25 protein-coding genes and 1 pseudogene are annotated in these 24,080 nt (G+C 70.3%); 15 read left to right on the top strand and 11 right to left on the bottom strand.

From position 1 onward, the window contains the following. Positions 1-440 precede the first annotated feature (440 nt). Both OG453_RS01925 and OG453_RS01920 read right to left on the bottom strand, forming a co-directional pair. Positions 441-2,654, bottom strand: a complete 2,214-nt coding sequence (locus tag OG453_RS01925) for an ABC transporter permease (RefSeq protein ID WP_266863842.1) — start codon at positions 2,652-2,654, stop codon at positions 441-443. Next, positions 2,651-3,439, bottom strand: a complete 789-nt coding sequence (locus tag OG453_RS01920) for an ABC transporter ATP-binding protein (protein WP_266863840.1) — start codon at positions 3,437-3,439, stop codon at positions 2,651-2,653. Before OG453_RS01920 ends, OG453_RS01925 begins: the two co-directional genes overlap by 4 nt. A gap of 84 nt (positions 3,440-3,523) precedes the next feature. Between OG453_RS01920 and OG453_RS01915 the strand changes: the two genes are divergently transcribed. Together OG453_RS01915 and OG453_RS01910 are read left to right on the top strand one after the other, a co-directional pair. Further along, positions 3,524-4,696: a DUF2786 domain-containing protein gene (locus tag OG453_RS01915; RefSeq protein ID WP_266863838.1), complete on the top strand. Its 1,173-nt coding sequence runs from the start codon at positions 3,524-3,526 to the stop codon at positions 4,694-4,696. Positions 4,697-5,167: 471 nt separating this feature from the next. Beyond that, on the top strand, positions 5,168-7,339 hold the full coding sequence (locus OG453_RS01910; protein WP_266863836.1) for an FUSC family protein: 2,172 nt from the start codon (positions 5,168-5,170) through the stop codon (positions 7,337-7,339). An 86-nt stretch (positions 7,340-7,425) separates the two neighbouring features. Here OG453_RS01910 and OG453_RS01905 read toward each other — a convergent pair whose 3' ends face one another. From OG453_RS01905 to rpmB, 3 genes are all read right to left on the bottom strand, one after another. Then, positions 7,426-7,917 (bottom strand): hypothetical protein, encoded by a 492-nt coding sequence (locus tag OG453_RS01905; RefSeq protein ID WP_266863834.1) that lies wholly within the window; start codon positions 7,915-7,917, stop codon positions 7,426-7,428. Between the two features lie 76 nt (positions 7,918-7,993). Beyond that, complete coding sequence (gene rpsN / locus OG453_RS01900; protein ID WP_266863832.1) at positions 7,994-8,299, bottom strand: 30S ribosomal protein S14; 306 nt, start codon at positions 8,297-8,299, stop codon at positions 7,994-7,996. Further along, a complete protein-coding gene (gene rpmB / locus OG453_RS01895) occupies positions 8,299-8,535 on the bottom strand; it encodes a 50S ribosomal protein L28 (RefSeq protein WP_135330562.1) in 237 nt (78 codons plus the stop codon). The genes rpsN and rpmB overlap by 1 nt, the downstream gene beginning before the upstream one ends. Before the next feature lie 82 nt (positions 8,536-8,617). Between rpmB and rpmG the strand changes: the two genes are divergently transcribed. From rpmG to OG453_RS01870, 5 genes are all read left to right on the top strand, one after another. Then, a complete protein-coding gene (gene rpmG, locus OG453_RS01890; RefSeq protein ID WP_019753828.1) occupies positions 8,618-8,782 on the top strand; it encodes a 50S ribosomal protein L33 in 165 nt (54 codons plus the stop codon). A 5-nt stretch (positions 8,783-8,787) separates the two neighbouring features. Further along, a complete protein-coding gene (locus tag OG453_RS01885; RefSeq protein WP_266863829.1) occupies positions 8,788-9,033 on the top strand; it encodes a type B 50S ribosomal protein L31 in 246 nt (81 codons plus the stop codon). Next, complete coding sequence (locus OG453_RS01880; protein ID WP_266863812.1) at positions 9,030-10,181, top strand: GTP-binding protein; 1,152 nt, start codon at positions 9,030-9,032, stop codon at positions 10,179-10,181. The genes OG453_RS01885 and OG453_RS01880 overlap by 4 nt, the downstream gene beginning before the upstream one ends. Continuing rightward, positions 10,182-10,421 (top strand): 30S ribosomal protein S18, encoded by a 240-nt coding sequence (gene rpsR / locus OG453_RS01875; protein WP_266863810.1) that lies wholly within the window; start codon positions 10,182-10,184, stop codon positions 10,419-10,421. Positions 10,422-10,765: 344 nt separating this feature from the next. Then, on the top strand, positions 10,766-11,005 hold the full coding sequence (locus tag OG453_RS01870) for a DUF397 domain-containing protein (protein ID WP_135330554.1): 240 nt from the start codon (positions 10,766-10,768) through the stop codon (positions 11,003-11,005). Positions 11,006-11,070: 65 nt separating this feature from the next. Here the strand turns inward: OG453_RS01870 and OG453_RS01865 are convergent, their stop codons facing one another. Continuing rightward, complete coding sequence (locus OG453_RS01865; protein ID WP_266863807.1) at positions 11,071-11,556, bottom strand: ATP-binding protein; 486 nt, start codon at positions 11,554-11,556, stop codon at positions 11,071-11,073. 287 nt (positions 11,557-11,843) lie between these two features. Between OG453_RS01865 and OG453_RS01860 the strand changes: the two genes are divergently transcribed. From OG453_RS01860 to OG453_RS01850, 3 genes are all read left to right on the top strand, one after another. Beyond that, positions 11,844-12,707 (top strand): helix-turn-helix transcriptional regulator, encoded by an 864-nt coding sequence (locus OG453_RS01860; RefSeq protein WP_266863805.1) that lies wholly within the window; start codon positions 11,844-11,846, stop codon positions 12,705-12,707. A 57-nt stretch (positions 12,708-12,764) separates the two neighbouring features. Further along, positions 12,765-14,222, top strand: a complete 1,458-nt coding sequence (locus tag OG453_RS01855) for an aldehyde dehydrogenase family protein (RefSeq protein ID WP_266863803.1) — start codon at positions 12,765-12,767, stop codon at positions 14,220-14,222. A 137-nt stretch (positions 14,223-14,359) separates the two neighbouring features. Further along, positions 14,360-14,905, top strand: a complete 546-nt coding sequence (locus OG453_RS01850; RefSeq protein ID WP_266863801.1) for a DinB family protein — start codon at positions 14,360-14,362, stop codon at positions 14,903-14,905. Between the two features lie 6 nt (positions 14,906-14,911). On the opposite strand, the gene OG453_RS01845 is transcribed toward OG453_RS01850, so the two are convergent. Continuing rightward, a complete protein-coding gene (locus tag OG453_RS01845) occupies positions 14,912-15,520 on the bottom strand; it encodes a VOC family protein (RefSeq protein WP_266863799.1) in 609 nt (202 codons plus the stop codon). A gap of 43 nt (positions 15,521-15,563) precedes the next feature. Between OG453_RS01845 and OG453_RS01840 the strand changes: the two genes are divergently transcribed. The 3 genes from OG453_RS01840 (at position 15,564) to OG453_RS01830 (ending at position 18,127) form a co-directional block, all read left to right on the top strand. Next, entirely contained in the window at positions 15,564-16,205 is a 642-nt protein-coding gene (locus OG453_RS01840; RefSeq protein WP_266863797.1) for a PadR family transcriptional regulator, read from the top strand. 132 nt (positions 16,206-16,337) lie between these two features. Continuing rightward, a complete protein-coding gene (locus OG453_RS01835) occupies positions 16,338-17,291 on the top strand; it encodes an ATP-binding cassette domain-containing protein (RefSeq protein ID WP_266863795.1) in 954 nt (317 codons plus the stop codon). A gap of 8 nt (positions 17,292-17,299) precedes the next feature. Beyond that, entirely contained in the window at positions 17,300-18,127 is an 828-nt protein-coding gene (locus OG453_RS01830; protein ID WP_266869674.1) for an ABC transporter permease, read from the top strand. Between the two features lie 18 nt (positions 18,128-18,145). Here OG453_RS01830 and OG453_RS01825 read toward each other — a convergent pair whose 3' ends face one another. Next, positions 18,146-19,567, bottom strand: a complete 1,422-nt coding sequence (locus OG453_RS01825) for a glutamate decarboxylase (RefSeq protein ID WP_266863793.1) — start codon at positions 19,565-19,567, stop codon at positions 18,146-18,148. Between the two features lie 152 nt (positions 19,568-19,719). Here OG453_RS01825 and OG453_RS01820 point away from each other — a divergent pair, with 152 nt between their 5' ends. Beyond that, on the top strand, positions 19,720-20,478 hold the full coding sequence (locus OG453_RS01820) for a MerR family transcriptional regulator (RefSeq protein WP_266863791.1): 759 nt from the start codon (positions 19,720-19,722) through the stop codon (positions 20,476-20,478). A gap of 56 nt (positions 20,479-20,534) precedes the next feature. Here the strand turns inward: OG453_RS01820 and OG453_RS01815 are convergent, their stop codons facing one another. Continuing rightward, positions 20,535-20,903, bottom strand: coding sequence for a YbjQ family protein (locus OG453_RS01815; RefSeq protein WP_266863789.1), 369 nt, complete (start codon positions 20,901-20,903; stop codon positions 20,535-20,537). 136 nt (positions 20,904-21,039) lie between these two features. Between OG453_RS01815 and OG453_RS01810 the strand changes: the two are divergent. After that, a pseudogene (locus tag OG453_RS01810) lies at positions 21,040-21,666 on the top strand (DedA family protein); the annotation flags it as partial. A 73-nt stretch (positions 21,667-21,739) separates the two neighbouring features. Here the strand turns inward: OG453_RS01810 and OG453_RS01805 are convergent. Both OG453_RS01805 and OG453_RS01800 read right to left on the bottom strand, forming a co-directional pair. Further along, the gene (locus OG453_RS01805) at positions 21,740-23,416 is read right to left on the bottom strand and encodes a threonine/serine exporter ThrE family protein (RefSeq protein WP_266863785.1); all 1,677 of its coding nucleotides are present in this window, start codon (positions 23,414-23,416) and stop codon (positions 21,740-21,742) included. A gap of 130 nt (positions 23,417-23,546) precedes the next feature. Further along, entirely contained in the window at positions 23,547-24,035 is a 489-nt protein-coding gene (locus OG453_RS01800; protein WP_135330561.1) for an inorganic diphosphatase, read from the bottom strand. Between the last annotated feature and the right edge of the window lie 45 nt (positions 24,036-24,080).

The raw sequence follows: 24,080 nt of genomic DNA, 5'->3' as shown, positions 1-24,080 counted from the left end.
GCGGAGTCCTTGCCCCTCCGCCTGGCTTCATCGGAACCCGGCAGCCGGGGCTGTGCCCACCCTTCCCCAAGCTCTCGGCTTCGCTCGAGCAGGGGAGACCCCACTCGCCCTGCGGAACGCCTGCCCACAGCAACGGCGGCCGGCAGCGGGGTGACTCGCCGGGGTGGGTGGGGGAGGCGGCGTAACTGCACCACTCACCCGCATTGGGCGACGAGACGCAAGGGGACGGGCATCGGCCCCCACGCACCGGTACCGCGCATCGAGACGCGAGGGGACGTGTCGGTATGTCCGCACGGAGCACGGTACGCAGCACTCCCCAGCCGCAGCGGCAGAACGCTCAGACCGAGATGGCGAGTACGGACATACCGGCGCGGCCCCGCCCCATACCGGGCGGTAGCGCAGACGGCACCCCCGACCACCGCCCGCCCCCAAGACGACCCTCACCCCTCGCGCCGCCCGAGGCCACACACCTGCACCACCCCCACACCCACACCCACCACCGCGCAACCAACCGCGCACACACCCACCGCCCCCCACGGCACCACCACCCCCGCCGGCGCCGACAACCGCGCAAGACCCGCGCTCAAGCCGCCCAGATTCACCAGCGTCACGGCCACGCCGAGCACCGTTCCCACCGCCACGGCCAACAGCGTCTCCCCGGCGACGACCATCCGCACCTGCCGCCCCGTGGCCCCCGCCATCCGCAGCGCCCGCAGCTCCGGCCCTCGCACGGACGTGGCCATCAGCAGCGTGCCCGCGAGGGAGATCGCCGTGTAGACGAGGGCGATACCGAGCAGCGTCACCAGCCCGAGCCGCGTCTGGGCCTTGGTGACCGGATACGTATCGGCGAGCCACTGCTCACCGGACCGCACCACGCCACCGCCATCGCCACCACTCCCGACCCGATCCCGAAGCACCACGCCACCGCCACCGCTACCGCCTTCGCCCCCGCCCCCGACCCGATCCCGAAGCACGGCGCCAACCTCCGCCCGGCCAACCCCCGAGCCGGCCCGCAGCCCCACATCCACCCGATCGACCCCAGCTCCGGCCCCCGCATTCGCCGAAGTGACGTAGGCCCCGTTGTCCCCCGTCCCCCGCTCAAGCACCGCCACGATCCGCAACCGAGCAGCCCGCCCGTCCCCCAACCAGACATCGACCCACTCACCGACCCGCCGCCGCTCCCACCCCTCGTTGACGACGATCGACCGGTCGTCGAGATCGCGCACGTCTCCGTCCACCACCGGCAGCCGGGACACCGAGGCGAACGCCGCGGGATCCTCGACCGCCCGCGCATCCGACCGGACGAGCGCGCTGCCCTCCTCCCGCACGTACACCGCCGTGGACGACGAGGCGGCCACCACAGCCCCGTCCACCCGCCCAACAGGCTTCAAATCATCGCCAGTTACGACAAAGTCGGCCCCGGTACGCTCCCGCGCCTCCGCGGCCCGCGCCGCCCCCGCCGTCTCCGCGGAGCCGAGCAGCGACCCGGCGAGCGCCACGGTGACGAGCACCGGCGCGGCGACGGCCGCGGTCCTGCGCACCGACGCGGCGGAGTTCTCCCGGACGAGCAGGCCGACGGCGCCGGGCAGTGGGACGGCGCGGACGACGGGACGTACGAGAAGGGGAGTCAGCGCGGCCAGCGCCGTGATGAGGATCATCGGCTGTGTGGTGTACGTCTTCCGCTTCATCAGAGCGGCCGGATCGCTCCACAGCGTCCACCCCAGCATCCCGAGCCCCGCGGCCAGCAGCGCCGCCCCCACGATCCGCCGGCTCCACGGCATCACCCCGCTGTCCACCGAGGCGTCGCGCAACGCGTCGACGGGCCCCACACGCCCGGCCCGCCGGGAGGCGATCCACGCCCCCGAGAAGGCCACCAACACGCCTACCCAGAAAGCGAGATGGTACGGCCACACGGCCTCGCCCAGCTCGAACCACTCGGGAGCGATCTCCGCCCCCACCAGCCGCTCGGCGAGCACCGGCGCACCCCAACTCCCCAGCGCACAACCCACTCCGGAGGCCACGACCCCCACGGCGAGCGCCTCCCCGAGGAGCGTCCTGCGCACCTGCCCCGGCGTGGCCCCGGCCATCCGCAGCAGCCCCAACTCCCGCCGCCGCAGCGCCACCACGAAGGCGAACGTGGACGCGGTGACGAAGACGGAAACGAACGCGGACACCCCACCGGCCGTTCCCAGAAAGGAGTTCACGGCCACGAGCGCCTCGGCGTCCCGCGCCGCCCCGGGATCGGCGAGCCGCCGCTCACCCCCGGTGAGAACACGGGCCCGCTTCCCGACCACCTCCCGCACATCCGCTGCCGCCGCGTCCACACCCACGGCGTCCCGCTTCGACCCGTCCGTCCGCACGGGGCCGAGCCGACGCAGCTCGCGTAGAAGTTCGATATCCACAGGGTGTGGATGAGCGAGCGGCTTGGATACGTACCCGATGTCCGGCCCCCGCTCGACCGGCACGGTCAGCCGGTCCTGCCCCATGACGACCACGGGCGATCCCGCGAACCGCACGGGTTCACGCTCGGGCGCGCCGAGGGTGGACGAGAGCCCGAGCCCCATGGCGGCGATGAGCGAGACGCCGAGCGCGACGGCGACAAAGGCCCCGAGAAGACTGACCCACCGGGCACGCAAAAAGGCAAAAACCATCATGACCCAGCCACCTCCGACGGGAAGCCGCCCGTGAAGGCGCCCCCACCCCCAAAACCGCTACCCCCAGCCCCCGCCTCAAGCCCAGCCATCCGCCGAGCCACCTCCCCCACCCCCGGAGCGACCACCTCATCCGCGACGCGCCCATCCACCAGGAACACCACCCGGTCCGCATACGAAGCGGCAACCGGATCATGAGTGACCATCACGACTGTCTGCCCTTCTCCATCCACCAACCCCCGCAACAGCACAAGCACTTCACGACTGGTCGTCGTGTCGAGCGCACCGGTCGGCTCGTCCCCGAACAGCACGGCGGGCCGGGTGACCAGCGCACGCGCAAGGGCGACCCGCTGCTGCTGGCCGCCGGACAGCTCGCCGGGCCGGTGCCGGGCGCGCTCGGCGAGCCCGACACGGGCGAGCGCCTCGAAGATCTCCGTACGCGAAGGCCTGCGCCCCGCGAGCCGCAGCGGAAGGGCCACGTTCTGCGCGGCGGTCAGCGAGGGAAGCAGATTGAAGGACTGAAAGACGAAGCCGATGCGATCCCGCCGCAACAGCGTCAGGCGCCGCTCGCTCAGCCCGCTCAGCTCGGTGCCGCCCACCTCGACGGCCCCGGACGTAGGCCGGTCGAGCCCGGCGGCGCACTGCAGCAGCGTCGACTTGCCGGACCCCGAGGGCCCCATGATCGCGGTGAAGGTCCCGCTCGCCAGCTGGAGGTCGACCCCGTCGAGCGCGGTCACATCGCGATAGAGGCGGCGGACCGCCGTAAGGCGTACGGCAGTTGATGTCATGCCCTCAAGCCAACCGCCGGGAGGCCTCCCGGGCACGACCACTGGGGGGCGTTGTGGAGGTAGGGCCAGCCATACCCTTGGCGTATGGATCCGGTGACCGAGGTGATCGACAAGGCGTTCGCGGCAGCGCTGTACGCGGACGGCGACGCGGGCCTCGACACCGGCGCCTCCCTCCTGGCGGCCGCCCCTGAGGCCGACGCGGAGCTGCGCCGCAGGGGCGAGGAACTGGTGCGGCGGGCGTGGGAGCGCGGCTGGCAGCCGGCGGACGTGGTCCGCATGGTGCGACGCGCACAGACCGACAGCGACCCCGATCAGGCCCGCCTGGCCGCCGAGCTGATCACAGGCGAGACCCGACGCTACGGAGACACCCTCCCGCCCCGCTGGAGAGCGCAACTCGCCGAACTCGCCCCGGACGCCGACCCGGCAGCACGCCCCCGCCCCACCGACCGCTTCTCCCGCGCCACCACGACCCTGGCCCTCTACCGCACCCTCCTCCGCCTCCCCCCGATCGAGCCGGTGGGCCCGGCCCCCGGCACCCCCCTGCACACCCCGCCGCCCCCCGGCCACGAGGAACCCCGCATCCTCACCCGTATCCGCGCCCTGCTCGCCAAGGCGGAGGCAACAGGCTTCCCCGAGGAGGCGGAGGCTCTCACGGCCAAGGCGCAGGAGCTGATGGCCAGGCACACCATCGACGAGGCCCTGCTCGCGTCCCGCACCCACGCCAAGAACACCCCCGGCGCCTGCCGCATCGGTGTGGACGCTCCGTACGAGACGGCGAAGGCGATCCTGCTGGACGCGGTGGCCACGGCGAACCACTGCCGGGCGGTCTGGAACGAGGCGTACGGCTTCTCCACGGTCGTCGGCTTCGAGCCGGACCTGGAGGTGATGGAACTCCTCCACACATCGCTCCTCCTGCAAGGAACCACGGCGATGACGAAGGCGGAGGCCGGCCAACGGGCAGGCGGCCGAAAGCGCACCAAAACATTCCGTCAGGCGTTCCTGCTGGCGTACGCGAACCGCCTGGGCGCGCGCCTGGCCGCCACCGCCGAGCACGTAGCGGACGAGTCCCCGGAGGCCGGCGAACTCCTCCCGGTCCTCGCGGCACGAGACGTGGCCGTCACGGCAAGCACCGAGCGGATGTTCCCCGCGACGACAACCACCCGAGTCCGCGGCGCAACCGACGCGGAGGGCTGGCACTCAGGCACCACAGCCGCCGACCAGGCCCACCTGCCCCCCTCGGCACGCAGCCTCCCTTAACCTCCCCCGCGACGAGACGCGAGGGGACGGACATCGCCCCCCACGCACCGTCAGCGCGCAACGCTCGCGAGGGGACGTGTCGGTATGTCCGCACGGAGCACGGTAAGCAGCACTCCCCAGCCGCAGCAGCAAGACGCTCAGACCGAGATGGCGAGTACGGACATACCGGCGCGGCCCCGCCCCAGGACGCACCGCACCGCAGCCGGCACCCCGACCACCGCCCCACCCCCAAGACGCACCGCACCGCAGACACCCCCCGAGCCCCCAAGACGCACCGCACCGCAGCCGGCACCCCGACCACCGCCCCACCCCCAAGACGCACCGCACCGCAGACGGCACCCCCGACCACCGCCCCACCCCCAAGACGCACCGCACCACAGACGCCCCCCGAGCCCCCACGCCGACCCCCGAGCCCCCCCCCGACGCCCCCACCGCAAACCCCCCGCCCGATATGCCCCGTATCATCACAGAGTGACCTGGCTCCGAGCGCTGAAATTGACCGCCCGCTCGGGCCTCAGCGTCGAGCGGAAGCGGCTCGAACCCCTCATCGCGCTCCGCGGTGCGGCCGGCCTCGCCCTGGTCATCGGGCTCAGCCTCACCCTCTTCGGCCCGGCCGTGGCCGCCAGCTCCGCCTTCGGGGCGTACCAGGCCGCCATCGCCACCTTCCAGCGCAGCTGGCGCCCACGCCCGGAACTGGCCATCGCCTCCGGCAGCAGCCTCGCCGTCTCCACCTTCCTCGGCTACCTCACCGGCTCCCACACCTTCCTCTTCCTCGCCCTCCTCGCCTTGTGGACCTTCCTCGCGGGCCTCAGCTGGGCCGCGGGCCCCACCATCGGCCTCATCGCCTCGTCCAACGTCGCGATCATGCTGGTGACGGTCACCCTGCCCACCTCGGTGGCCGCCGCGGCGGGCCACGCCGCGATGATGGTGGTGGGCGGCGCGGTCCAGGCCGCGCTGGTGATCCTCTTCCCGGTACGCAGATGGGGCGCCCAGCGCGACGCGCTCGCGGACGCCCTCGCGGCGGAGGCCGACTACGCCCGCAGGCTGCGCCACGACCCGCTGGCCGACTTCGACCCGGAGCCTCTGATGGCGGCCCGCGCCGCGGCGACCGTCACCCCGCGCCAGGCCCGCACCCGCCCCGCCGAACTCCATGGCGCCCGCGGCGTCGCCGAGCGCATCCGCCCGGTGCTCGCCTCCCTGGCCGACCCGGCCGTCGGCGTACCGGAAGAGGGCCCCGAGCGGGACCGCGTACGCGAACTCCTCGGCGCGGCGGCAGCGGTGCTCGACGCCGCCGCGCGGGCGATCCGGCACGGCGAACCGGTGCGCATCCCGCCCGCGGCCCTGGCCACCCTCAAGACCCCGGACGCCGAAGCGATCCTCACGGGCCCGGCCGGCAGAGCGGCCACCCGCCTGGCGGCGCTGCTGCACGACGTGGTGGAAACGGCGGGCAAGCCCCCCGAAGGCCCCCGCACCGACCCGGAGGGCACCCGCTCGGCCCCCGAACAGCAAGCACCCCACACCCCCCTCCTCCGCCCCACACTCCCCGCCCTGATCCCCGCGGCCCTGCGCGCCATGCGGGCCGACCTCCGCCACGAATCCCCCGTCACCCGCCACGCGATCCGCGTCACCGCGGTGGCCGCAGCCGGCTATCTCCTGGGCACCTGGCTCCCCTTCGGCCACGGCTACTGGGCCCCCATGACCTCCGTCATGGTGATGCGGCCCGACTTCTCACAGACGTACTCACGCGCGGTGGCCCGCTTCGGCGGCACCCTGGTCGGCGTCGCCCTGGCCACCGGCCTGGTGCAGGTGGCGCATCCCGACACCGGGCTCTCCGCGATCCTCGCCGTCCTGTGCGCCGGATTGATGTACCTGCTGATGCGCACGGGCCAGATGGCGGCCCAGGCCTGCGTCGCCGCGTACGTCGTGTTCCTGCTCGGCATGGGCGGCGAGGAGTGGACGCAGACGGTGCCGGAGCGCGTCATCCTGACCCTGCTCGGCGGCGTCCTCGCGATGATCGCGTACGCCGTGTACCCGGCCTGGGAGACGCCGCGGCTGCGCACCCGCCTCGCCGACTGGCTGATCGCGGACGGCCGTTACGCCGCCGCGGTCGTCGGCCACTACGCCGACCCCGCGGGCAAGTCCTGCCCCGACGTCCGCGAGGCCCTGCTCGCCGCCCGCGACGCCCGCATCGCCTGGCAGGAGGCATCGGACCGCGCCAAGATCGAGCCGGTACGCCACCGGGGCCTCTCCCGGGCCGCGGCCACCGACGCGGAGGAGGCCCTGGCCCAACTCGGCCGCGTGGCCATGCTGATGGAGGCCCATCTGCCCGAGCGCGGCGCGACCCCCGTCCCCGCGGCGGCCCGCCTGGCCAAGGCCCTGCGCAAGTCGACCGAGCAGGGCGCGAAGGCGGTGCGAGAACGCCGCGTACCGAAGTGGGACGCGGTCCGCACCGCCCTGGAGGAGTGGGACGGCGAAGGCGTGCCCGACCGGGTCGTGCGCAGAGGCGCGGGCCTCTTCCTCACCACCCTGGAGGAGTTCTCCGACGCCCTGGACACGAGCCCGGCCCCGATGCTGGTGGACGGCTCCGACACACAGGAAAAGACCAACGGGCGGCAGGACCCCGAAGGCCCTGCCGCCCGCTGACGACCGTACGAAAAATCAGGATGCACCGGAGAATCCAGATGTACCGGAGAGTCCAGATGGACCGGAGAACCCAGATGGACCGGAGATCAGGACTGCGGAATCCCCGCCGTCGGCAGCCCGTCCGGCAGCTTCCCGCCCTCGGTCTTCGTGAACTGGTCCGTTCCGGAGCCCTCCCACGCGACCGACATCGACGTGCCGTTGACCGACTCGACCGTGCCCTTGGTGCGGCCCGAGTCGCCCTTGGCGCACTTGAGCTCGATGGTGCCGGCGCTCGCCGTGCCGCTGCACAGCACGTCCTCACCGAGCAGCGTCGCCTTCTTGTCGGCGATCACCATCGCGAGCGGGCTCCCGTCGGCGGTGGTGACCCAACTGCCCTCGACGCTCCCGTCCTTGGCGCCGGTGTCGCCGGAGCCCTCGTCCGGCGTGTCGGACCCACCGGCCCCGGCGGAGGAACCCGCCGAGCCCTTGTCCTTGCCCTTGCTCCCGCCGTCGTCACCGTCACTGCTGCAACCGGTCAGGACAAGGGCGGCGACAAGACCCGCCGCCGCGGCACCGATACGTACGTTCCGGACACGCATGCGCACTGAATTCCCCCTAGCGACTGGCCGATGCAACGGGCCGATCGGCCGACTCGGTCGATGAACGCGCGCCAAGCTACCAGGACGACTTGCGCACCCCGGGGAGGAATCCGGCGTGCGCTTGATCACGCAACTTCACCCGCGAAAGCCCGAACTTCCCCACGTATCCACGCGGACGCCCGTCGACGCTGTCCCGATTGCGTACGCGCGTGGCGCTCGCGTCCCGCGGCTGACGCGCCAACTCCTCCTGGGCGGCGGCCCGTTCGGCATCGCCGGTGCCGGGCCTGCGGATGATCTCCTTCAGCTCGGCACGGCGGACGGCGTACCGGGCGACGGTCTCGCGCCGCTTCTCGTTCTTCGCGATCTTGCTCTTCTTCGCCATCAGACCCTCACCCCGCGGGCACGGATCCGGGCGACGGCGGCCTCGACGCCGATGGCGTCGACGGTCTTGATGCCCTTGGCGCTGAGCCGCAGCCGCACGTGGCGGCCCTCGCTCGGCAGCCAGTAGCGCTTGCTCTGGACATTGACGTCGAACCGGCGCGACGTGCGCCGGTGCGAATGGGAGATCTGGTTGCCGAAGCCCGGCTTCGCGCCGGTCAGCTGGCAGTGGGCGGACATGGTGACGCACCTCTCGGTCGTGGGAAGGGGATCCCCGGTGGAACCGTTTTGAAAACGGCATTCATTTTCATACACTAGCGCCATGGCTCGCAACGAACTCCGCCCCGTCATCAAGCTCCGGTCCACGGCCGGCACCGGGTTCACCTACGTGACCCGCAAGAACCGCCGCAACGACCCCGACCGCATGACCCTGCGCAAGTACGACCCCGTCGTCGGGCGCCACGTCGATTTCCGAGAGGAGCGCTGACCGCCATGCGCAAGGACATCCACCCGCCGTACGGCCCCGTCGTCTTCCGCGACAAGTCCGCCGGCTTCGCCTTCCTCACCCGCTCGACGGCGACGAGCGACAAGACCATCGACTGGGAGGACGGGCGCACCTACCCCGTCATCGACGTCGAGGTCTCATCCGCGAGCCACCCCTTCTACACGGGCACGGCCAAGGTCCTGGACACCGCGGGCCGCGTGGAGCGGTTCGAGCGCCGATTCGGCGCGCGATGAGCCCGGCGAACCCGACCGGCATGGACATCGCGGTCGTCGGAGGCCTGCACTCCGACGCCCGCAAACAGGCCGTCGACCGGCTCCTCACCACCGTCCCGGGCAGCGTCGCGCTCCACCACGACCTGGCGACCGCCGTGCACGGCACGGTCGTGCGCACGGTGCGCGACGCCACCGGCGTGCTCTCCACGGGCGAGGCGCCGCTGGTCAACGACTGTGCGTGCTGCGCGCTGCGCGAGGACCTGGTGCCGGAGCTCGAACGGCTCGCGGACTCGGGCCTCACCCGGCTCGCGGTCGTCGAGCTGTGGGACTCCGTCGAGCCCAAGGCGATGGCCGAGGTGATCACGGCGCACGAGGGCCTGCGGCTGAGCGGCGTGATCACGGCCGTCGACCCGGCGCTCCTGCTGCCCTACCTGGGCAACGGCGACGACCTCCTGGAGGCCGGGCTCGCGGCCGCCGCGTCGGACCAGCGCACGGTCGCCGACACCTGGGCCCGCCAGCTCGAATACGCACCCGTGTTGGCCATCGCGGACTCTCCCGAGGCCGACGACGAGGACCGCGCGCTCCTCGCCCAGCTCCACCCGACTGCCCGTCAGGTCCCGATCAGCGGTCATGGGGACCTGGCGGGCGCCGCGCTCGCCGGTTTCGACGTCGAGGCGGCCGCCGCGGCGCAGCATCCGTCCTGCGCGCTGCTGCCGATCGACGCCGACGAGCACGGGGTCGCAACCCTCGTATGGCACCGGGACCGGCCCTTCCACCCGGAGCGGCTCTACCAGGCCCTGGAGGATCTGACCTGCGCGGCGGCGCGCAGCCGGGGCCGGTTCTGGCTGGCCGACCATCCGGACACGCTGCTCGGCTGGGACGCGGCCGGCGGTGCGCTGTGCGTGGAGAGCGCGGGGCCGTGGCTGGCCTCGCTGCCGGACGCGGCGTGGGAGATGGTGCCGCCGGTGCGGCGCGCGGCGGCCGCGCTCGACTGGCATCCGGAGCACGGCGACTGCTGCCAGCACCTGGTCTTCATCTCGCCGGGCCTGGACCGCGAGGGGCTCGAAGAGGTCCTGGAGTCCTGCCTGTTGACCGACGAGGAGTACGCCGCCGGACGCGACGCCTGGAAACACCTGCCCCCCGCCTTCGACACCCTCCTGGAGGTCTGAATGTCCCCCCGCAAGCCGAACCCGCGCGTCCAGAAGCCGCGTCCCAATCCCCTCGACCAGGCGAAGATCACGTACATCGACTACAAGGACACGGATCTGCTCCGGAAGTTCATCTCGGACCGCGGCAAGATCCGCTCCCGGCGGGTCACCCGTGTCAGCGCCCAGCAGCAGCGGCTGCTCGCGCGGGCGATCAAGAACGCCCGGGAGATGGCGCTGCTGCCGTACGGCTCTCCTCGCTGAATCGCGCCCCTCTCGGCCCTCCGAAGGCGGGCATCTCCCTACGTGTGACCCGTAGGCGGATGCCCGCCTTTCGTCGTATTCATGACCCCCGATCGGCCGATGGCCTGGACCATGACGCGGATGGTGGAACACGAAGGGCGCGGTACGCGTCTCTCTCTAGCGGGGGCTGGCGTTCGCATGTCATGCGGGGGCCTGGGCAGGTGCTGACAGAGCTGTAACCAAGGGAACACCCCGCGTGCACGTGCATCTGCCCATGCATCGGCATGTGAACACAGCTATGATCCGGGACAGTTGACCACTGCATCTAGAGCCACATCGGGCACTGCACCACCGGGGAGCGACCTGTGCACCACGTGTTTAACGGCATGGCGGCCACGGAGCTTCACGGGGTGGTCTGGCAGAAGAGCAGGCACAGCAACTCGCAGGGATCCTGCGTGGAGTTCGCGAAACTGCCCGGTGGCGACGTCGCCGTGCGCAACTCGCGCTTCCCCGAGGGCCCGGCGCTCGTCTACACGCGGGCGGAGATAGAGGCGATGCTGCTCGGGATGAAGGACGGGGAGTTCGACCACCTGATAGGTGGTTAGCCCGCTGATAGGTGGTTAGCCCGCTGAAAAGCGGGTGCGGCCGCCCATGACGGCGGCCGGCCCGCCTACGACAGCTGGAACAGCGCCCAGACCACCTTGCCGCGCAGGGTGCCCGCGAGCGGGTGCCAGCCCCAGCTGTCGCTGAAGGAGTCCACCAGGAACAGGCCGCGGCCCGACTCGGCGGAGAAGTCGTCGTCCGTCTCGCGCGCCACCGGACTGTCGTCGCTGGGATCGCGCACCGCACACACCAGACGCGAGGTCCAGCGCATCAAGTGCAGCCGCACCGGCGGGTTCTGGTCGCGCGGGGTGTCGGAGGGCAGCGCGTGTCTGAGGGCGTTGGTGACGAGTTCGGAGACGACGAGCGCTATGTCGTCGAAGCGCTCTTCCAGTTCCCACTGGTCCAGCGTCTTGCGCGTGAACTGCCGTGCGCTGCCCACCGCTTCGTAGCGGGCGGGCAGGGAGCAGGATGCCGCGCTGGAGACCGCAGAAGGGTCGAGTGGGGGAAGCCCCTGCCGTAACGGCTCGAGCATGGTCGATCCATTCGTCCCCATGCGAGGCACTCCCCGGTTTCGCGGTACATAGCGATGGAGCGGTGGCGCGGTCGGTGGTACAGAGGTGGCGCGCGGACCATGGTTCCGAATGCGTACAGCAGATGCAAGGGCAGATGCACGTGCACGCGCCGGACTTGGCCGTTCCCGTGACACTTCTTGCCCATTTCTTCCTACGACTTCTTGTGGAGGACTTCCGAAGGCTTTCCGTTTCTGTAACCGAACGAGTACGGCCTGAAGCGTTTAATGGCAGACTGCTGGCTTCCAAGTGATGGGGAGGATTGAGCGAAGTGACCGCAGGGGAGTCGAGCGGCTCGGTCGTACGGCGCATGCTCCTTGGCTCGCAACTCAGGCGCCTCAGGGAATCGCGTGGCATCACCCGTGAAGCGGCCGGCTACTCGATCCGCGCTTCCGAATCGAAGATCAGCCGCATGGAGTTGGGACGGGTGAGCTTCAAGTCCAGGGACGTCGAGGACCTGCTGACGCTGTACGGCGTCACCGAAGAGACCGAGCGCGTCGCTCTGCTCTCGCTCGCCAAAGAGGCCAACCTCGCAGGCTGGTGGCACAGTTACTCCGACGTCCTGCCCGGCTGGTTCCAGACCTATGTGGGTCTCGAGGGCGCCGCATCGCTCATCCGTGTCTATGAAGTCCAGTTCGTCAACGGCCTGTTGCAGACCGAGGCGTACGCCCACGCGGTCGTCGCGCGCGGCATGAAGGGCGCGAGCAAGGCCGAGATCGAGCGCCGCGTCGCGCTCCGTCTGGAGCGCCAGAAGCTGCTCGTGTCCGAGCGTGCTCCCCGCTTCCACTGCGTACTCGACGAGGCGGCACTGCGACGCCCGTACGGAGACCGGGAAGTGATGCGCGGTCAGATCCAGCATCTCATCGACATCTCGGAACGGCCGAATGTCACCCTTCAGGTGATGCCGTTCAGTTTCGGTGGGCACTCGGGCGAGAGCGGAGCGTTCACGATGCTGCGCTTCCCGGAATCGGACCTCTCGGACGTCGTGTACGTGGAGCAGCTGACCGGAGCCCTATATCTCGACAAGGCCGAGGAAGTGGCCCAGTACGAGCGGGTGGTGAGCCAGTTGCAGAGCGACAGCCCGAATCCGGCCGATAGCCGGGATCTTCTCCGTGGTCTACTCCAACTGACCTGAAACGTCAGTACGATGACGTGAAATCAGATGTCTGCACAGTCTGCGGCAAGGGGTCTCATGTCCTTCTTCACTGACCTGGCTCACCAGTACATCGACGGTGAGTGGAAGGCCGGCTCCGGCTCCTGGGACATCATCGACTTCAACCCGTACAACGGGGAGAAGCTGGCGTCGATCACCGTGGCCACGGCCGACGAGGTGGACCAGGCCTACCGGGCGGCCGAGCGTGCGCAGAAGGAGTGGGGCGCGACCAACCCCTACGCCAGGCGCGGTGTCTTCGAGCGTGCCCTGCGCATCATCGAGGACCGCGAGGACGAGATATCCGAGGCGATAGTCGCCGAGCTTGGCGGGACCCGGCTCAAGGCAGGCTTCGAGCTGCACCTCACCAAGGAATTCCTGCGCGAGGCCGTGCATGTCGCGCTGCAGCCCGAAGGCCGCATCCTGCCGTCGCCCGACGACGGCAAGGAGAACCGTCTCTACCGCGTCCCGGTGGGCGTGGTCGGGGCCATCAGCCCCTTCAACTTCCCGCTCCTGCTCTCCCTCAAGACCGTCGCCCCTGCGCTCGCCCTGGGCAACGCGGTGGTGCTCAAGCCGCACCAGAACACGCCCGTGATGGGCGGCAGCTTCCTTGCCAGGCTGTTCGAGGACGCGGGACTTCCGGCAGGCGTCCTGAACGTCGTCATCACGGACATCGCCGAGATCGGTGACGCGTTCATCGAGCACCCGGTGCCGAGCGTCATCTCCTTCACCGGCTCGGACCGCGTCGGCCGGCACGTCGGCACGGTCTGCGCGTCGAACTTCAAGCGCTCGATCCTGGAGCTCGGCGGCAACAGCGCGCTTGTCGTCCTGGACGACGCGGACATCGACTACGCCGTGGACGCGGCGGTCTTCAGCCGGTTCGTGCACCAGGGCCAGGTCTGCATGGCCGCCAACCGCATCCTCGTGGACCGGTCGCTGCAGGCGGAGTTCACCGAGAAGTTCGTCGCGAAGGTCGCCACCCTGAAGGTCGGCGACCCGGCGGACCCGGCGACCCACATCGGCCCGCTGATCAACTCCTCGCAGGCCGACGCGGTGATGAAGACCGTCGAGCAGACGGTCGCGTCGGGCGCGAAGGCGCTGATCCACGGCCACGTCGAGGGCAACCTCGTACACCCCACCGTCCTCGTGGACGTGCCGGCCGACTCCCCGGTCCTGCGGCAGGAGATCTTCGGCCCCGTCGCGATCCTGATGCCCTTCGACGGCGAGGACGACGCCCTGCGGATCACCAACGACACGCCGTACGGGCTCAGCGGCGCCGTCCACACGGCCGACGTGGAGCGCGGTGTGCGGTTCGCGCGGCAGGTGAAGAGCGGCATGTTCCACGTGAACGACGGCACCGTGCACGACGAGCCGATCGTGCCCTTCGGCGGCGAGAAGAGCTCGGGCGTCGGGCGGCTGAACGGCGATTCGACGGTGGACGCGTTCACGACGCAGAAGTGGATCTCGGTGCAGCACGGCAGGTCGCGCTTCCCGTTCTGAGAACCGTTCTGCGTACGTCGTAGAACTCCCCGACCGAACCTGCGGACCCTTGCGGACAGAACCTGACCGCAAGGGTCCGTAGTGTCTGTGGTGTCGGAAAGCCCGGCAGGCTCCACAGGCTCGGAGAGGCGGACCCCATGGTCACCCACGTCAACGCAGAGGCCCCCGGCGACGAGCGCGGCGCGCTGCTCGCCTTCCTGGACGCCGAGCGCGGCGGCATCCGGCGGGCCCTGATCGGCCTGAGCGACGAGCGGGCGGCGACGAAGCCGAGCGCCAGCGAACTCTCGCTCTCCGGGCTGCTCAAGCATGTCGCGGAGGTCGAGGAGGTCTGGATCTCGCGGGCGAAGGGCGTCGCCCCGGCGGTCGAGCGCACCGAGGCGAACTGGGACGAGTGCTTCCGCCTGACCGAGGACGAGACGGTGGAGTCCGCGCTCGCGTACTGGGCCCAAGTGGCGGACCGCACCGAGGAGTTCATCCGCTCCCTGCCCACCCTCGACGAGACCTTCGCGCTCCCGGACCAGCCGTGGTTCCCGAAGGAGGACGTGTCGATGCGCTGGGTCCTGCTCCGGCTGATCACGGAGATGTCCCGGCACTCGGGCCACGCCGACATCATCCGCGAGTCCCTCGACGGCAAGACGGCCTTCGAGCTGGTGGCGCTGGAGCGCGGGGAGAGCTGGGGCTAGGGCCGGCTAGGAGTTCTCCTCCCCCTCGTCGTCGAGGTGGGCGGCCATCTCCGCCCGCAAGGCGTGCAGTTCGCGGAGCTGTTCAGGGGTGGGGGTGCCGTCGGCCGCGAGCGCCCGGTCGATGATGCGGACCGCGGCCGCGTGGTCCTCCTTGGACGCGCCGAGGAGCGTGGCCTGGTGCAGGGCGCGCGCGTACCGCTCCTTGGGCACCGGCGCGTGCTCGAAGGAATCGGCGATGGGCTGCCCGATGCGGACGCAGTTGCCCGCCGGGTCCGTCATCAGGAACTGCCGTACGCCGTAGCTCATGTCCCGCACGGTCCCGATCCGGGGCAGGCCGCGGGTCGGGATCCGGCCGAGGGTCTGCTTGAGGCCGGCGCGGAAGGACGCGTGGAGGGTGTCCACGTCGTCGGTCAGGATGTAACAGGTGCTGTAGGAGGCCTTGGGGTCGTAGTCCTTCAGTTGGAAGAACTGCAGTTGCATGTCGCCGCGCCGGACCACGCCGTGCGGATTGGGCGCCTTCTGGCGGAAGGTCACCTCGAAACCGATGGCCTCGTAGAAGTCGAGTGTCTCGTCGAGCTTGTGGCAGGGGAACAAGGGGATCATTGTCTCGGCCATACCGCTACTCTAATCAAAGTTGATTAGAAAGAGAGGTGGCTTCATGTCGGCGATCCGACTCCTTGTCCTCGGTGCCGTCCGTCAGCACGGCCGTGCGCACGGCTATCAGGTGCGCAACGACCTGGAGTACTGGGGCGCCCATGAGTGGTCCAACGCCAAGCCCGGCTCGATCTACCACGCGCTGAAGCAGATGGCGAAGCAGGGCCTGCTGCACGCGCACGAGATCGCCCCGTCGACCGCCGGCGGGCCGCCGCGCACGGAGTACGAGATCACGGAAGCGGGCACCGAGGAGTTCTTCACGCTGCTCCGGTCCGCCCTCACCTCGTACGACCAGCGGCCGGACATCCTCTCGGCGGGCCTCGGCTTCATCGTCGACCTGCCGCGCGGCGAGGCCGTCGAGCTGCTCAAGGAGCGGGTGCGCAGCATCGAGGCGTGGCGCAGGTCCGTCACGGAGTACTACACGCCCGAGGACGGCCCGGAGCAGCTCGGGCACATCGGCGAGATCATGAACCTCTGGGTGCACACGGCCGACGGCGGCGCGGAGTGGGCGCGCGGCCTGATCAAGCGCATCGAGGGCGGGGCCTACACGTTCGCGGGCGAGGGCGAGCCGTTCGTCGGCGTGCTCACCGAGGGGCAGGAGAACCCGTACGCGACCGGGGAGCGGCATGCGGGAGACGAGCGTTGAGGGTCCCCCTGATGTCCGCCCGGACGCCCGCTAATCAAGTTTGACGAATCCTGAATCCGGGAGTACCTTCCTTCGCGTTGGGTTCGTAGTCAAGTTTGACTACGGGTGCGGGCGGGACTCGGAGGGAGACGGATGACGGACGCGATCGTCGTCGAGGGAGCGCGGAAGCGGTACGGGGAGAAGCGGGCCCTGGACGGCCTGGACCTGGCCGTCGGGCGCGGCACGGTGCACGGCGTGCTCGGCCCGAACGGCGCGGGCAAGACCACGGCGGTGCGGGTGCTCGCCACGCTGCTGCGGGCGGACGAGGGCCGCGTGGAGGTCGCGGGGTACGACGTGCGGCGGCAGCCGGACGAGGTGCGGAGGCGGATCGGCCTGCTCGGCCAGCACGCGGCGCTCGACGAGGAGCTGAGCGGCCGGCAGAACCTGGAGATGTTCGGGCGGCTCTACCACCTGGGTGCCCGCCGCGCGCGCGTGCGGGCCGATGAGCTCCTGGTCCGGTTCGGCCTCGGGGAGACGGGCCGCAAGGCCGTCAAGCAGTACAGCGGCGGCATGCGCCGCCGCCTGGACCTCGCGGCCTCGCTCATCACGGACCCCGAGGTGCTGTTCCTGGACGAGCCGACCACCGGCCTCGACCCGCGCGGCCGCACGGAGGTGTGGGACGCGGTCCGCTCGCTGGTGGACGGCGGCACGACGGTCCTGCTGACCACGCAGTACCTCGAAGAGGCCGACCAGCTCGCGGACCGCATCTCGGTCGTCGACCACGGCCGGGTCATCGCGGACGGCACGGCGGACGAGCTGAAGTCGAAGATCGGCGGCGACCGGATCGACGTGGTGGTGCGGGACGCGGCCCAACTGGAGGACGTGGCCCGTCTGTTGCCCGGCGATGCCGTCCTGGATGCCGACCGCAGGCTGGCGAGCGCGCCGGTCGCGGACCGGATGGAGGCGCTCACCGGGGTCGTACAGGCGCTGCGGGCGGCCGGCATCGAGGCCGAGGACATCGCGGTGCGCAGGCCGACGCTTGACGAGGTGTTCCTGCGGCTCACGGGACGTACCGAAGATCAGGAACGTATGAAGGAGGCCGTGTGAGTACGTCCATGACGAGTACGTCTATGACGAGTACGCCGATGGCGCGGGGCTCGGCGATCGGCTGGGCCGCGACCGACTCCTGGACCATGACGCGGCGCGAACTCGCGCACTGGGCGCGGCAGCCCGTGCAGGTCCTCGTCGGCCTGGTCTTCCCCGTGATGCTGCTGCTGATGTTCAACTTCCTGATCGGCGGCGGAAAGGGCATCGAGGGCGACTACGCCGAGTTCCTGGTGCCCGGCATGTTCGCGCTGACCATGACCTTCGGCCTGGACGCCACGATGGTCGCGGTCACCCAGGACCTCAACAAGGGCGTGATCGACCGCTTCCGTTCCATGCCGATGACCAACGGGGCGGTCCTCGTGGGCCGTTCGGTCGCCGACATGCTGCAGTCCTTCGCCTCGCTCCTGGTCATGATCGGCGTCGGCCTCGCGATCGGCTGGCGCTGGCACGGCTCCTTCGGAGCGGCGCTCGGCGCGGTGGGGCTGCTGCTCCTGCTGCGGTTCGCGATGCTGTGGATCGGCATCCACCTGGCGATGGTCGCGGGGAAGCCGGAGCTGGTGGCGGCCGTGCAGATCCTGGTCTGGCCGGTCGGCTTCCTCTCCAACGCCTTCACCGTCCCGCAGAACATGCCGGGCTGGCTGGGTGCGGTGGTCGAGTGGAACCCGATGTCGGCGACGGCCACGGCGGTGCGCGATCTGTTCGGCAACGACCCGGGAGTGGTGGGGACTTCGTGGGCGGCCGAGCACGCGGGGCTGCTTGCCGTGCTGTGGCCCGTGGTGCTCGTGGGGGTGTTCCTGCCGCTGGCCGTACGGAAGTTCGGGGCGCTCAGCAAGTAGGCACGTAGGTGCGCTCCCCTAGTGGTGGAACCCCGTGGCCGCCTCCCGGTCCCGGGTGAACGGGTGGGGCTGGCTGCGCAGTTCGGGCAGCAGGCGCCGCAGGTCCGCGATGAACAGCTCCGCGAGGTCGGTCGAGAAGCCGTTGCGGCAGACCACGCGGAGCACCGCCAGGTCCTCGCGGTGGGCCGGGAAGGTGTACGCGGGCACCAGCCAGCCCTGCTCGCGCAGCCGCCGGGACACGTCGAAGACGTCGTACGCCTTGACGGTGTCCAGCGTCGTGAAGGCGAGCACCGGCAGCTGGTCGCCGCGCGTGATCATCCGGAAGTCGCCGAGCGCCTCGATGCGTTCGGCGAGCCCCAGGGCGACGTTCCTGCTCGCCTGCTGCACGGCCCGGTAGCCGTCCCGGCCAAGCCGCAGGAACGTGTAGTACTGCGCGACGACCTGCGCGCCGGGCCGGGAGAAGTTCAGCGCGAACGTCGGCATGTCACCGCCGAGGTAGTTCACCCGGAACACCAGCTCCTCCGGCAGCGCGTCCGCGTCCCGCCACAGCGCCCAGCCGACGCCCGGATAGACCAGGCCGTACTTGTGGCCCGACGTGTTGATCGACGCCACCCTCGGCAGCCGGAAGTCCCACTCCAGGTCCTCGTCGAGGAAGGGCGCGATCATCGCGCCGGACGCGCCGTCGACATGCACGGGGATGTCGAGGCCGGTGCGCTCCTGGAGGGCGTCGAGGGCCGCGCAGAGCTCGGCGACCGGCTCGTACGAACCGTCGAAGGTCGAGCCGAGCACGGCCACCACGCCGATCGTGTTCTCGTCGCAGAGCTCGGCGGCGGCCTCGGGGTCCAGATGGAAACGGTCGCCCTCCATGGGGACCAGGCGCGCCTCGACCTCCCAGAAATTGCAGAACTTGTCCCAGCAGACCTGGACGTTGATGCCCATGACGAGGTTCGGGCGGGCGGCGGGGGAGGGGTAGCGGTCGCTGTTCCGCTTCATCCAGCGGCGCTTGAGCGCCATCCCGGCGAGCATGCAGGCCTCGCTCGACCCGGTCGTCGAGCAGCCGACGGCCGCCGTCGGGTCCGGCGCGTGCCACAGATCGGCGAGCATCGCCACACAGCGCCGCTCCAGCGCGGCGGTGCGCGGGTACTCGTCCTTGTCGATCATGTTCTTGTCCCGGCACTCCGCCATCAGGACGTCGGCCTGCGGCTCCATCCAGGTGGTGACGAAGGTGGCGAGGTTGAGCCGCGCGTTACCGTCCAGCATCAGCTCGTCGTGCACCAGCTGGTACGCCGTCATGGGCGGCAGCGGTCCTTCGGCGAGGCGGTGCTTGGGCGGCGCCTCGGTCATGCCGCCGACCGGGTCGGCCTCTCCGTAGAAGGGGTTCACCGCGAGAGGGCGCTCCTTGGAGTCGCCGTCGGTGTCCTCGCTGCGGTGGAACGGCATGGGCGGTCTCCTCGGGGCTGAGGGTTTCTCCCGGTACGGGCTTTTTTATGTCCCTGCTGGCGAGGATATGGCCCGCTGCCAGGGCCTGCACTTGCACCTCACGTGGCGTGAGGACACAGGCTGAGGTGCGTACCGAGAGAGAGGCGGGAGCCATGAGCTACTCCGTGGGACAGGTCGCCGGTTTCGCCGGAGTGACGGTGCGCACGCTGCACCACTACGACGAGATCGGCCTGCTCGTGCCCAGCGAGCGCAGCCATGCGGGCCACCGGCGCTACAGCGACGACGACCTGGACCGGCTGCAGCAGGTCCTGTTCTACCGGGAGCTCGGCTTCCCCCTCGACGAGGTGGCGGCCCTCCTGGACGACCCGGAGACGGATCCGCGCGAGCATCTGCGCCGCCAGCACGAGCTGCTGACCGCCCGGATCACCAAGCTCCAGGAGATGGCCGCCGCCGTCGAGACCGCCATGGAGGCGAAGAAGATGGGCATCAACCTCACGCCCGAGGAGAAGTTCGAGGTCTTCGGGGACCACGATCCCGACCAGTACGCGGAGGAGGTCGAGCGGCGCTGGGGCGACACCGACGGCTACAAGGAGTCGCAGCGCAGGCATGCCTCGTACACCAAGGACGACTGGAAGCGGATCAACGACGAGTTCACCGCGGTCCACGCCCACATGGGCGAGCTGCTCCACGGGGGCGTCGCGGCCGACTCCGCCGAGGCGATGGACGGGGCGGAGGAGCACCGCCGCTTCATCTCACGGCACCACTACGAGTGCTCGTACGAGATCCACACCTGCCTCGGCGAGATGTACGTCACGGACGAGCGGTTCACCGCCTTCTACGAGGCCATCCGGCCGGGGCTCGCGGTGTTCATGCGGGACGCGATCCTGGCGAACGCGGTGCGCAACAGCTGAGAGGGGTCAGTAAGGGGCGTCCGCAATGGCGGATGCCCCTTACCGCTGCCCCGGGCTCACTGCTCCTGGGCGATCACGGCCGCCGTCCCGTACGCGCACACCTCCGTGCCCACGTCCGCCGCCTCGGTGACGTCGAACCGCATCATCAGGACCGCGTTGGCTCCCCGCGCGCGTGCCTGCTCGATGAGGCGCTCCATGGCCTGGTTCCGGGTCTCCACCAGCGTCTTCGTGAGGCCCTTCAGCTCGCCGCCGATCATCGACTTGAGGCCCGCGCCGATCTGGCTGCCGATGTGCCGGGAGCGGACGGTGAGGCCGAAGACCTCACCGATAACCTGTTGTACGCGGTAGCCCGGTACGTCGTTCGTCGTCACGACCAGTACGTCGGACTGCGGATTGAGGCCGCCGCCGAAATCTTCGATACCCATGGCACACAGCTTTGTCCCAGGTGGCGCACAGTGCACCCTGGGGAGTGCAGTGGAACCTGGGCACGTCACCTCGCGTTGATAGCTTTGGGCGGCCGTCCCCGCCGCATCGACCTCTCACCCTCAGGAGCCCGGAACCGTGACGACGCTTGCGCTCGGACCAAGCTGGCTGGATCCGGATTACCTCCTGAACACGTTCGGGGTCTGGGGTCTGCTCGCGATCGTCTTCGCCGAGTCCGGCCTGCTCATCGGCTTCTTCCTGCCGGGCGACTCGCTGCTGTTCACGACGGGCCTGCTGATCACGACGAAGCAGCTGGACTTCCCGCTCTGGCTCTGTGTCGTCCTCATCTGCATCGCCGCGATCCTCGGCGACCAGGCGGGCTACCTCTTCGGCAAGAAGGTCGGCCCCGCGCTCTTCAACCGCCCGGACTCCAAGCTGTTCAAGCAGGAGAACGTGGTCAAGGCGCACGAGTTCTTCGAGAAGTACGGCCCGAAGTCCCTGGTCCTGGCCCGCTTCGTGCCCATCGTGCGCACGTTCACGCCGATCATCGCCGGCGTCAGCGGCATGCGGTACCGCTCGTTCATCACGTTCAACATCATCGGCGGCGTCCTGTGGGGCGCCGGCGTCACGCTGCTCGGCGCGTGGCTCGGCAACGTCGAGTTCGTGCACAAGAACATCGAGGCGATCCTCATCCTGATCGTCCTGATCTCGGTGGTCCCGATCGCGGTCGAGTTCCTGCGGGCCCGCAGCAAGTCCAAGAAGTCGGCGGCTGCCGAGGGCGAGATCCCCGGGGCGGCGCCCCAGGCCCCGCGCGGCCGGCACGCCAAGCGGTAGCCCTCTAGAAGCCGCGCGTCCGCTTGGCCGCGCGGCGGTTCGCGGCAGAGGTGGCGCCCGGCACCTTCAGGATCAGCCGGGAGACCTCGCTCCCCAGGTTCACGCCGATCGCGATGGCCAGCGCCGTCGCGGCGGCCTTGGTGAGCGAGTTGAGGCCCGTGGTCATGTCGTTCTGGGCCAGGGCGAGCAGCCCGAAGTAGATCGCGCTACCGGGCAGCAGCGGGCCGATGGCCGCCGTGACGTACGGCAGCGAAGAGGCGAACCGGTAGCGCGAGAAGAGCTGCCCGAACAGGCCCACGAGCCCGGCGGCGATGGCCGTCGCCGCGACCGGCGAGAGCTCGAGCGACGTCTGCGCGAGGGCGCCGAACATGACCCAGGCGATCCCCCCGTTGAGGGTCACGATCAGCACGGTGTGACGTTCCTGCTGGAGCAGGATCGCGAAGGCGAGACTCAGCGCCATCGACGCCAGGATCTGGATCACCGGGCGCGAGTCGGTCGCCACGAACGCCGTCTCCGGCTGCAGGCTCGTCGCGTCCGCCATCACGCCGAGTGACAGCACGAGCAGTACGCCGACGACGATGCCGACGACGAGGTAGCAGACCTCCAGGAGACGGGCGGCCGCGGTGATGTAGTAGCCCGTCAGACCGTCCTGTACGCCGGCCACCAGGGCCCGCCCCGGGATCAGCGCGAACAGCCCACCGGTGATCACCGCGGAGGCCCTGACCTCCTGGGAATGTATGAGGCTGAGCGCCACGCCCATCGCGGCGGGCGGCATCGCGGCCATCACGAACTGGTAGAACTCCGGAAGACCGCGCCCCGCGCACAGCCAGGCGAGACGGTCGCCGAGCATCGCGCCGAACGCCGCGATCACGAAGACGAGGGCGCCACCGCCGACGAGCACGGAGGCCGCACCGGCGAGCAGCCCGCTCGCCGCCGTCAGCGCCCAGCCGGGGTAGGGGTGGCGGTTACGGCGGATCGCCGCGAGACGCCGGTAGGCCTCCTCCAGGGAGACATCGGTGTCCGTGTCGCTGATGTCGTCCACCAGCTGGAAGACCGCCCCGAGCCGCGTGTAGTCGGTGCCCCGGCGGCGTACCGTCCTGGAGGCCGTGACCGGGTCCTCCACCAGGGACGGCTGGTGCGAGATCGAGAGCAGCGTGAACGTCACGGTCGGCTCGCAGCGGTCGAGGCCGTAACTGCGGCAGACGGCGAACATCGCCGCCTCCACGTCCTCGGCGCCCTCACCGCCCGCGAGCAGCAGCTCGCCGATACGCAGCGTCAGGTCGAGCACGCGCGGCACGGCGGGCCCGGTCTCGTCCTCGTGCCGCTGCGACGCCTCCGGAGTGGGCCGCTCGGCGACCGGCATGCGCAGCATCGTGCGCATCTGGTCCTGCCAGGGCACTTCCTTGGTGAGCTTCACCAGGGGGATGCCGTGCGGGGGTGTGAAGGCCTGTGGCGCGTTGCGGGCGCTGTAGGTGTGCGGCGGGGTGAACGCCGACTTGTCGGTCTCCTGAGTCGTCGACGAGGGACTCGGCAGCCCCGTCGGGATCGCGAACTCGGAGGTCGTCTGCGCCTCGTCCTCGGGCACCGGAGGCTGCGGCACCACACCGGTGGGCTGAGTGAACGCGCTGCGTGCCTCGTCCGACTGTGGCTTGCGGTCTTCCGCATCCTGCTGGTCAGCCACTTACTTCAGCCTCACTCCCACATACGAACCCTTGTGCACCTCCAGTACGAACAGTATGCGCGGGGATACGCGAACGGGCCGCGCGGCCTGGTGAAGACCGCGCGGCCCGTCAGAGGCGGGGGAGGTTGGGTCAGTGACCCTGGGCCTCGGCGCGCTTGTACGACTTCTCGATCTCGGCCTCGGCGTCCGCGCGGCCGACCCAGTCGGCGCCCTCGACGGACTTGCCGGGCTCCAGGTCCTTGTAGACCTCGAAGAAGTGCTGGATCTCCAGGCGGTCGAACTCGGAGACGTGGTGGATGTCGCGCAGGTGCTCCACACGGGGGTCGGAGGCCGGCACGCAGAGCAGCTTGTCGTCGCCGCCCGCCTCGTCGGTCATCCGGAACATGCCGATCGCGCGGCACTTGATGAGGCAGCCCGGGAAGGTCGGCTCGTCCAGGATGACGAGGGCGTCCAGCGGGTCACCGTCCTCGCCGAGGGTGTTCTCGACGAAGCCGTAGTCCGCGGGGTAGCTGGTCGACGTGAAGAGGCGACGGTCCAGGCGGATCCGGCCGGTCTCGTGGTCCACCTCGTACTTGTTCCGCGAACCCTTCGGAATCTCGATGGTGACGTCGAACTCCACGGGTGGCTCCTCCATGATCAGCACATACTTCGGGTGGTTAAGTGT

The organism is Streptomyces sp. NBC_01381 (genome assembly GCF_026340305.1).
Taxonomy (GTDB): Bacteria; Actinomycetota; Actinomycetes; order Streptomycetales; family Streptomycetaceae; genus Streptomyces.
The sequence above is the reverse complement of the archived record's forward strand: the minus strand, read 5'-3'. Positions and strand labels throughout refer to the sequence as shown.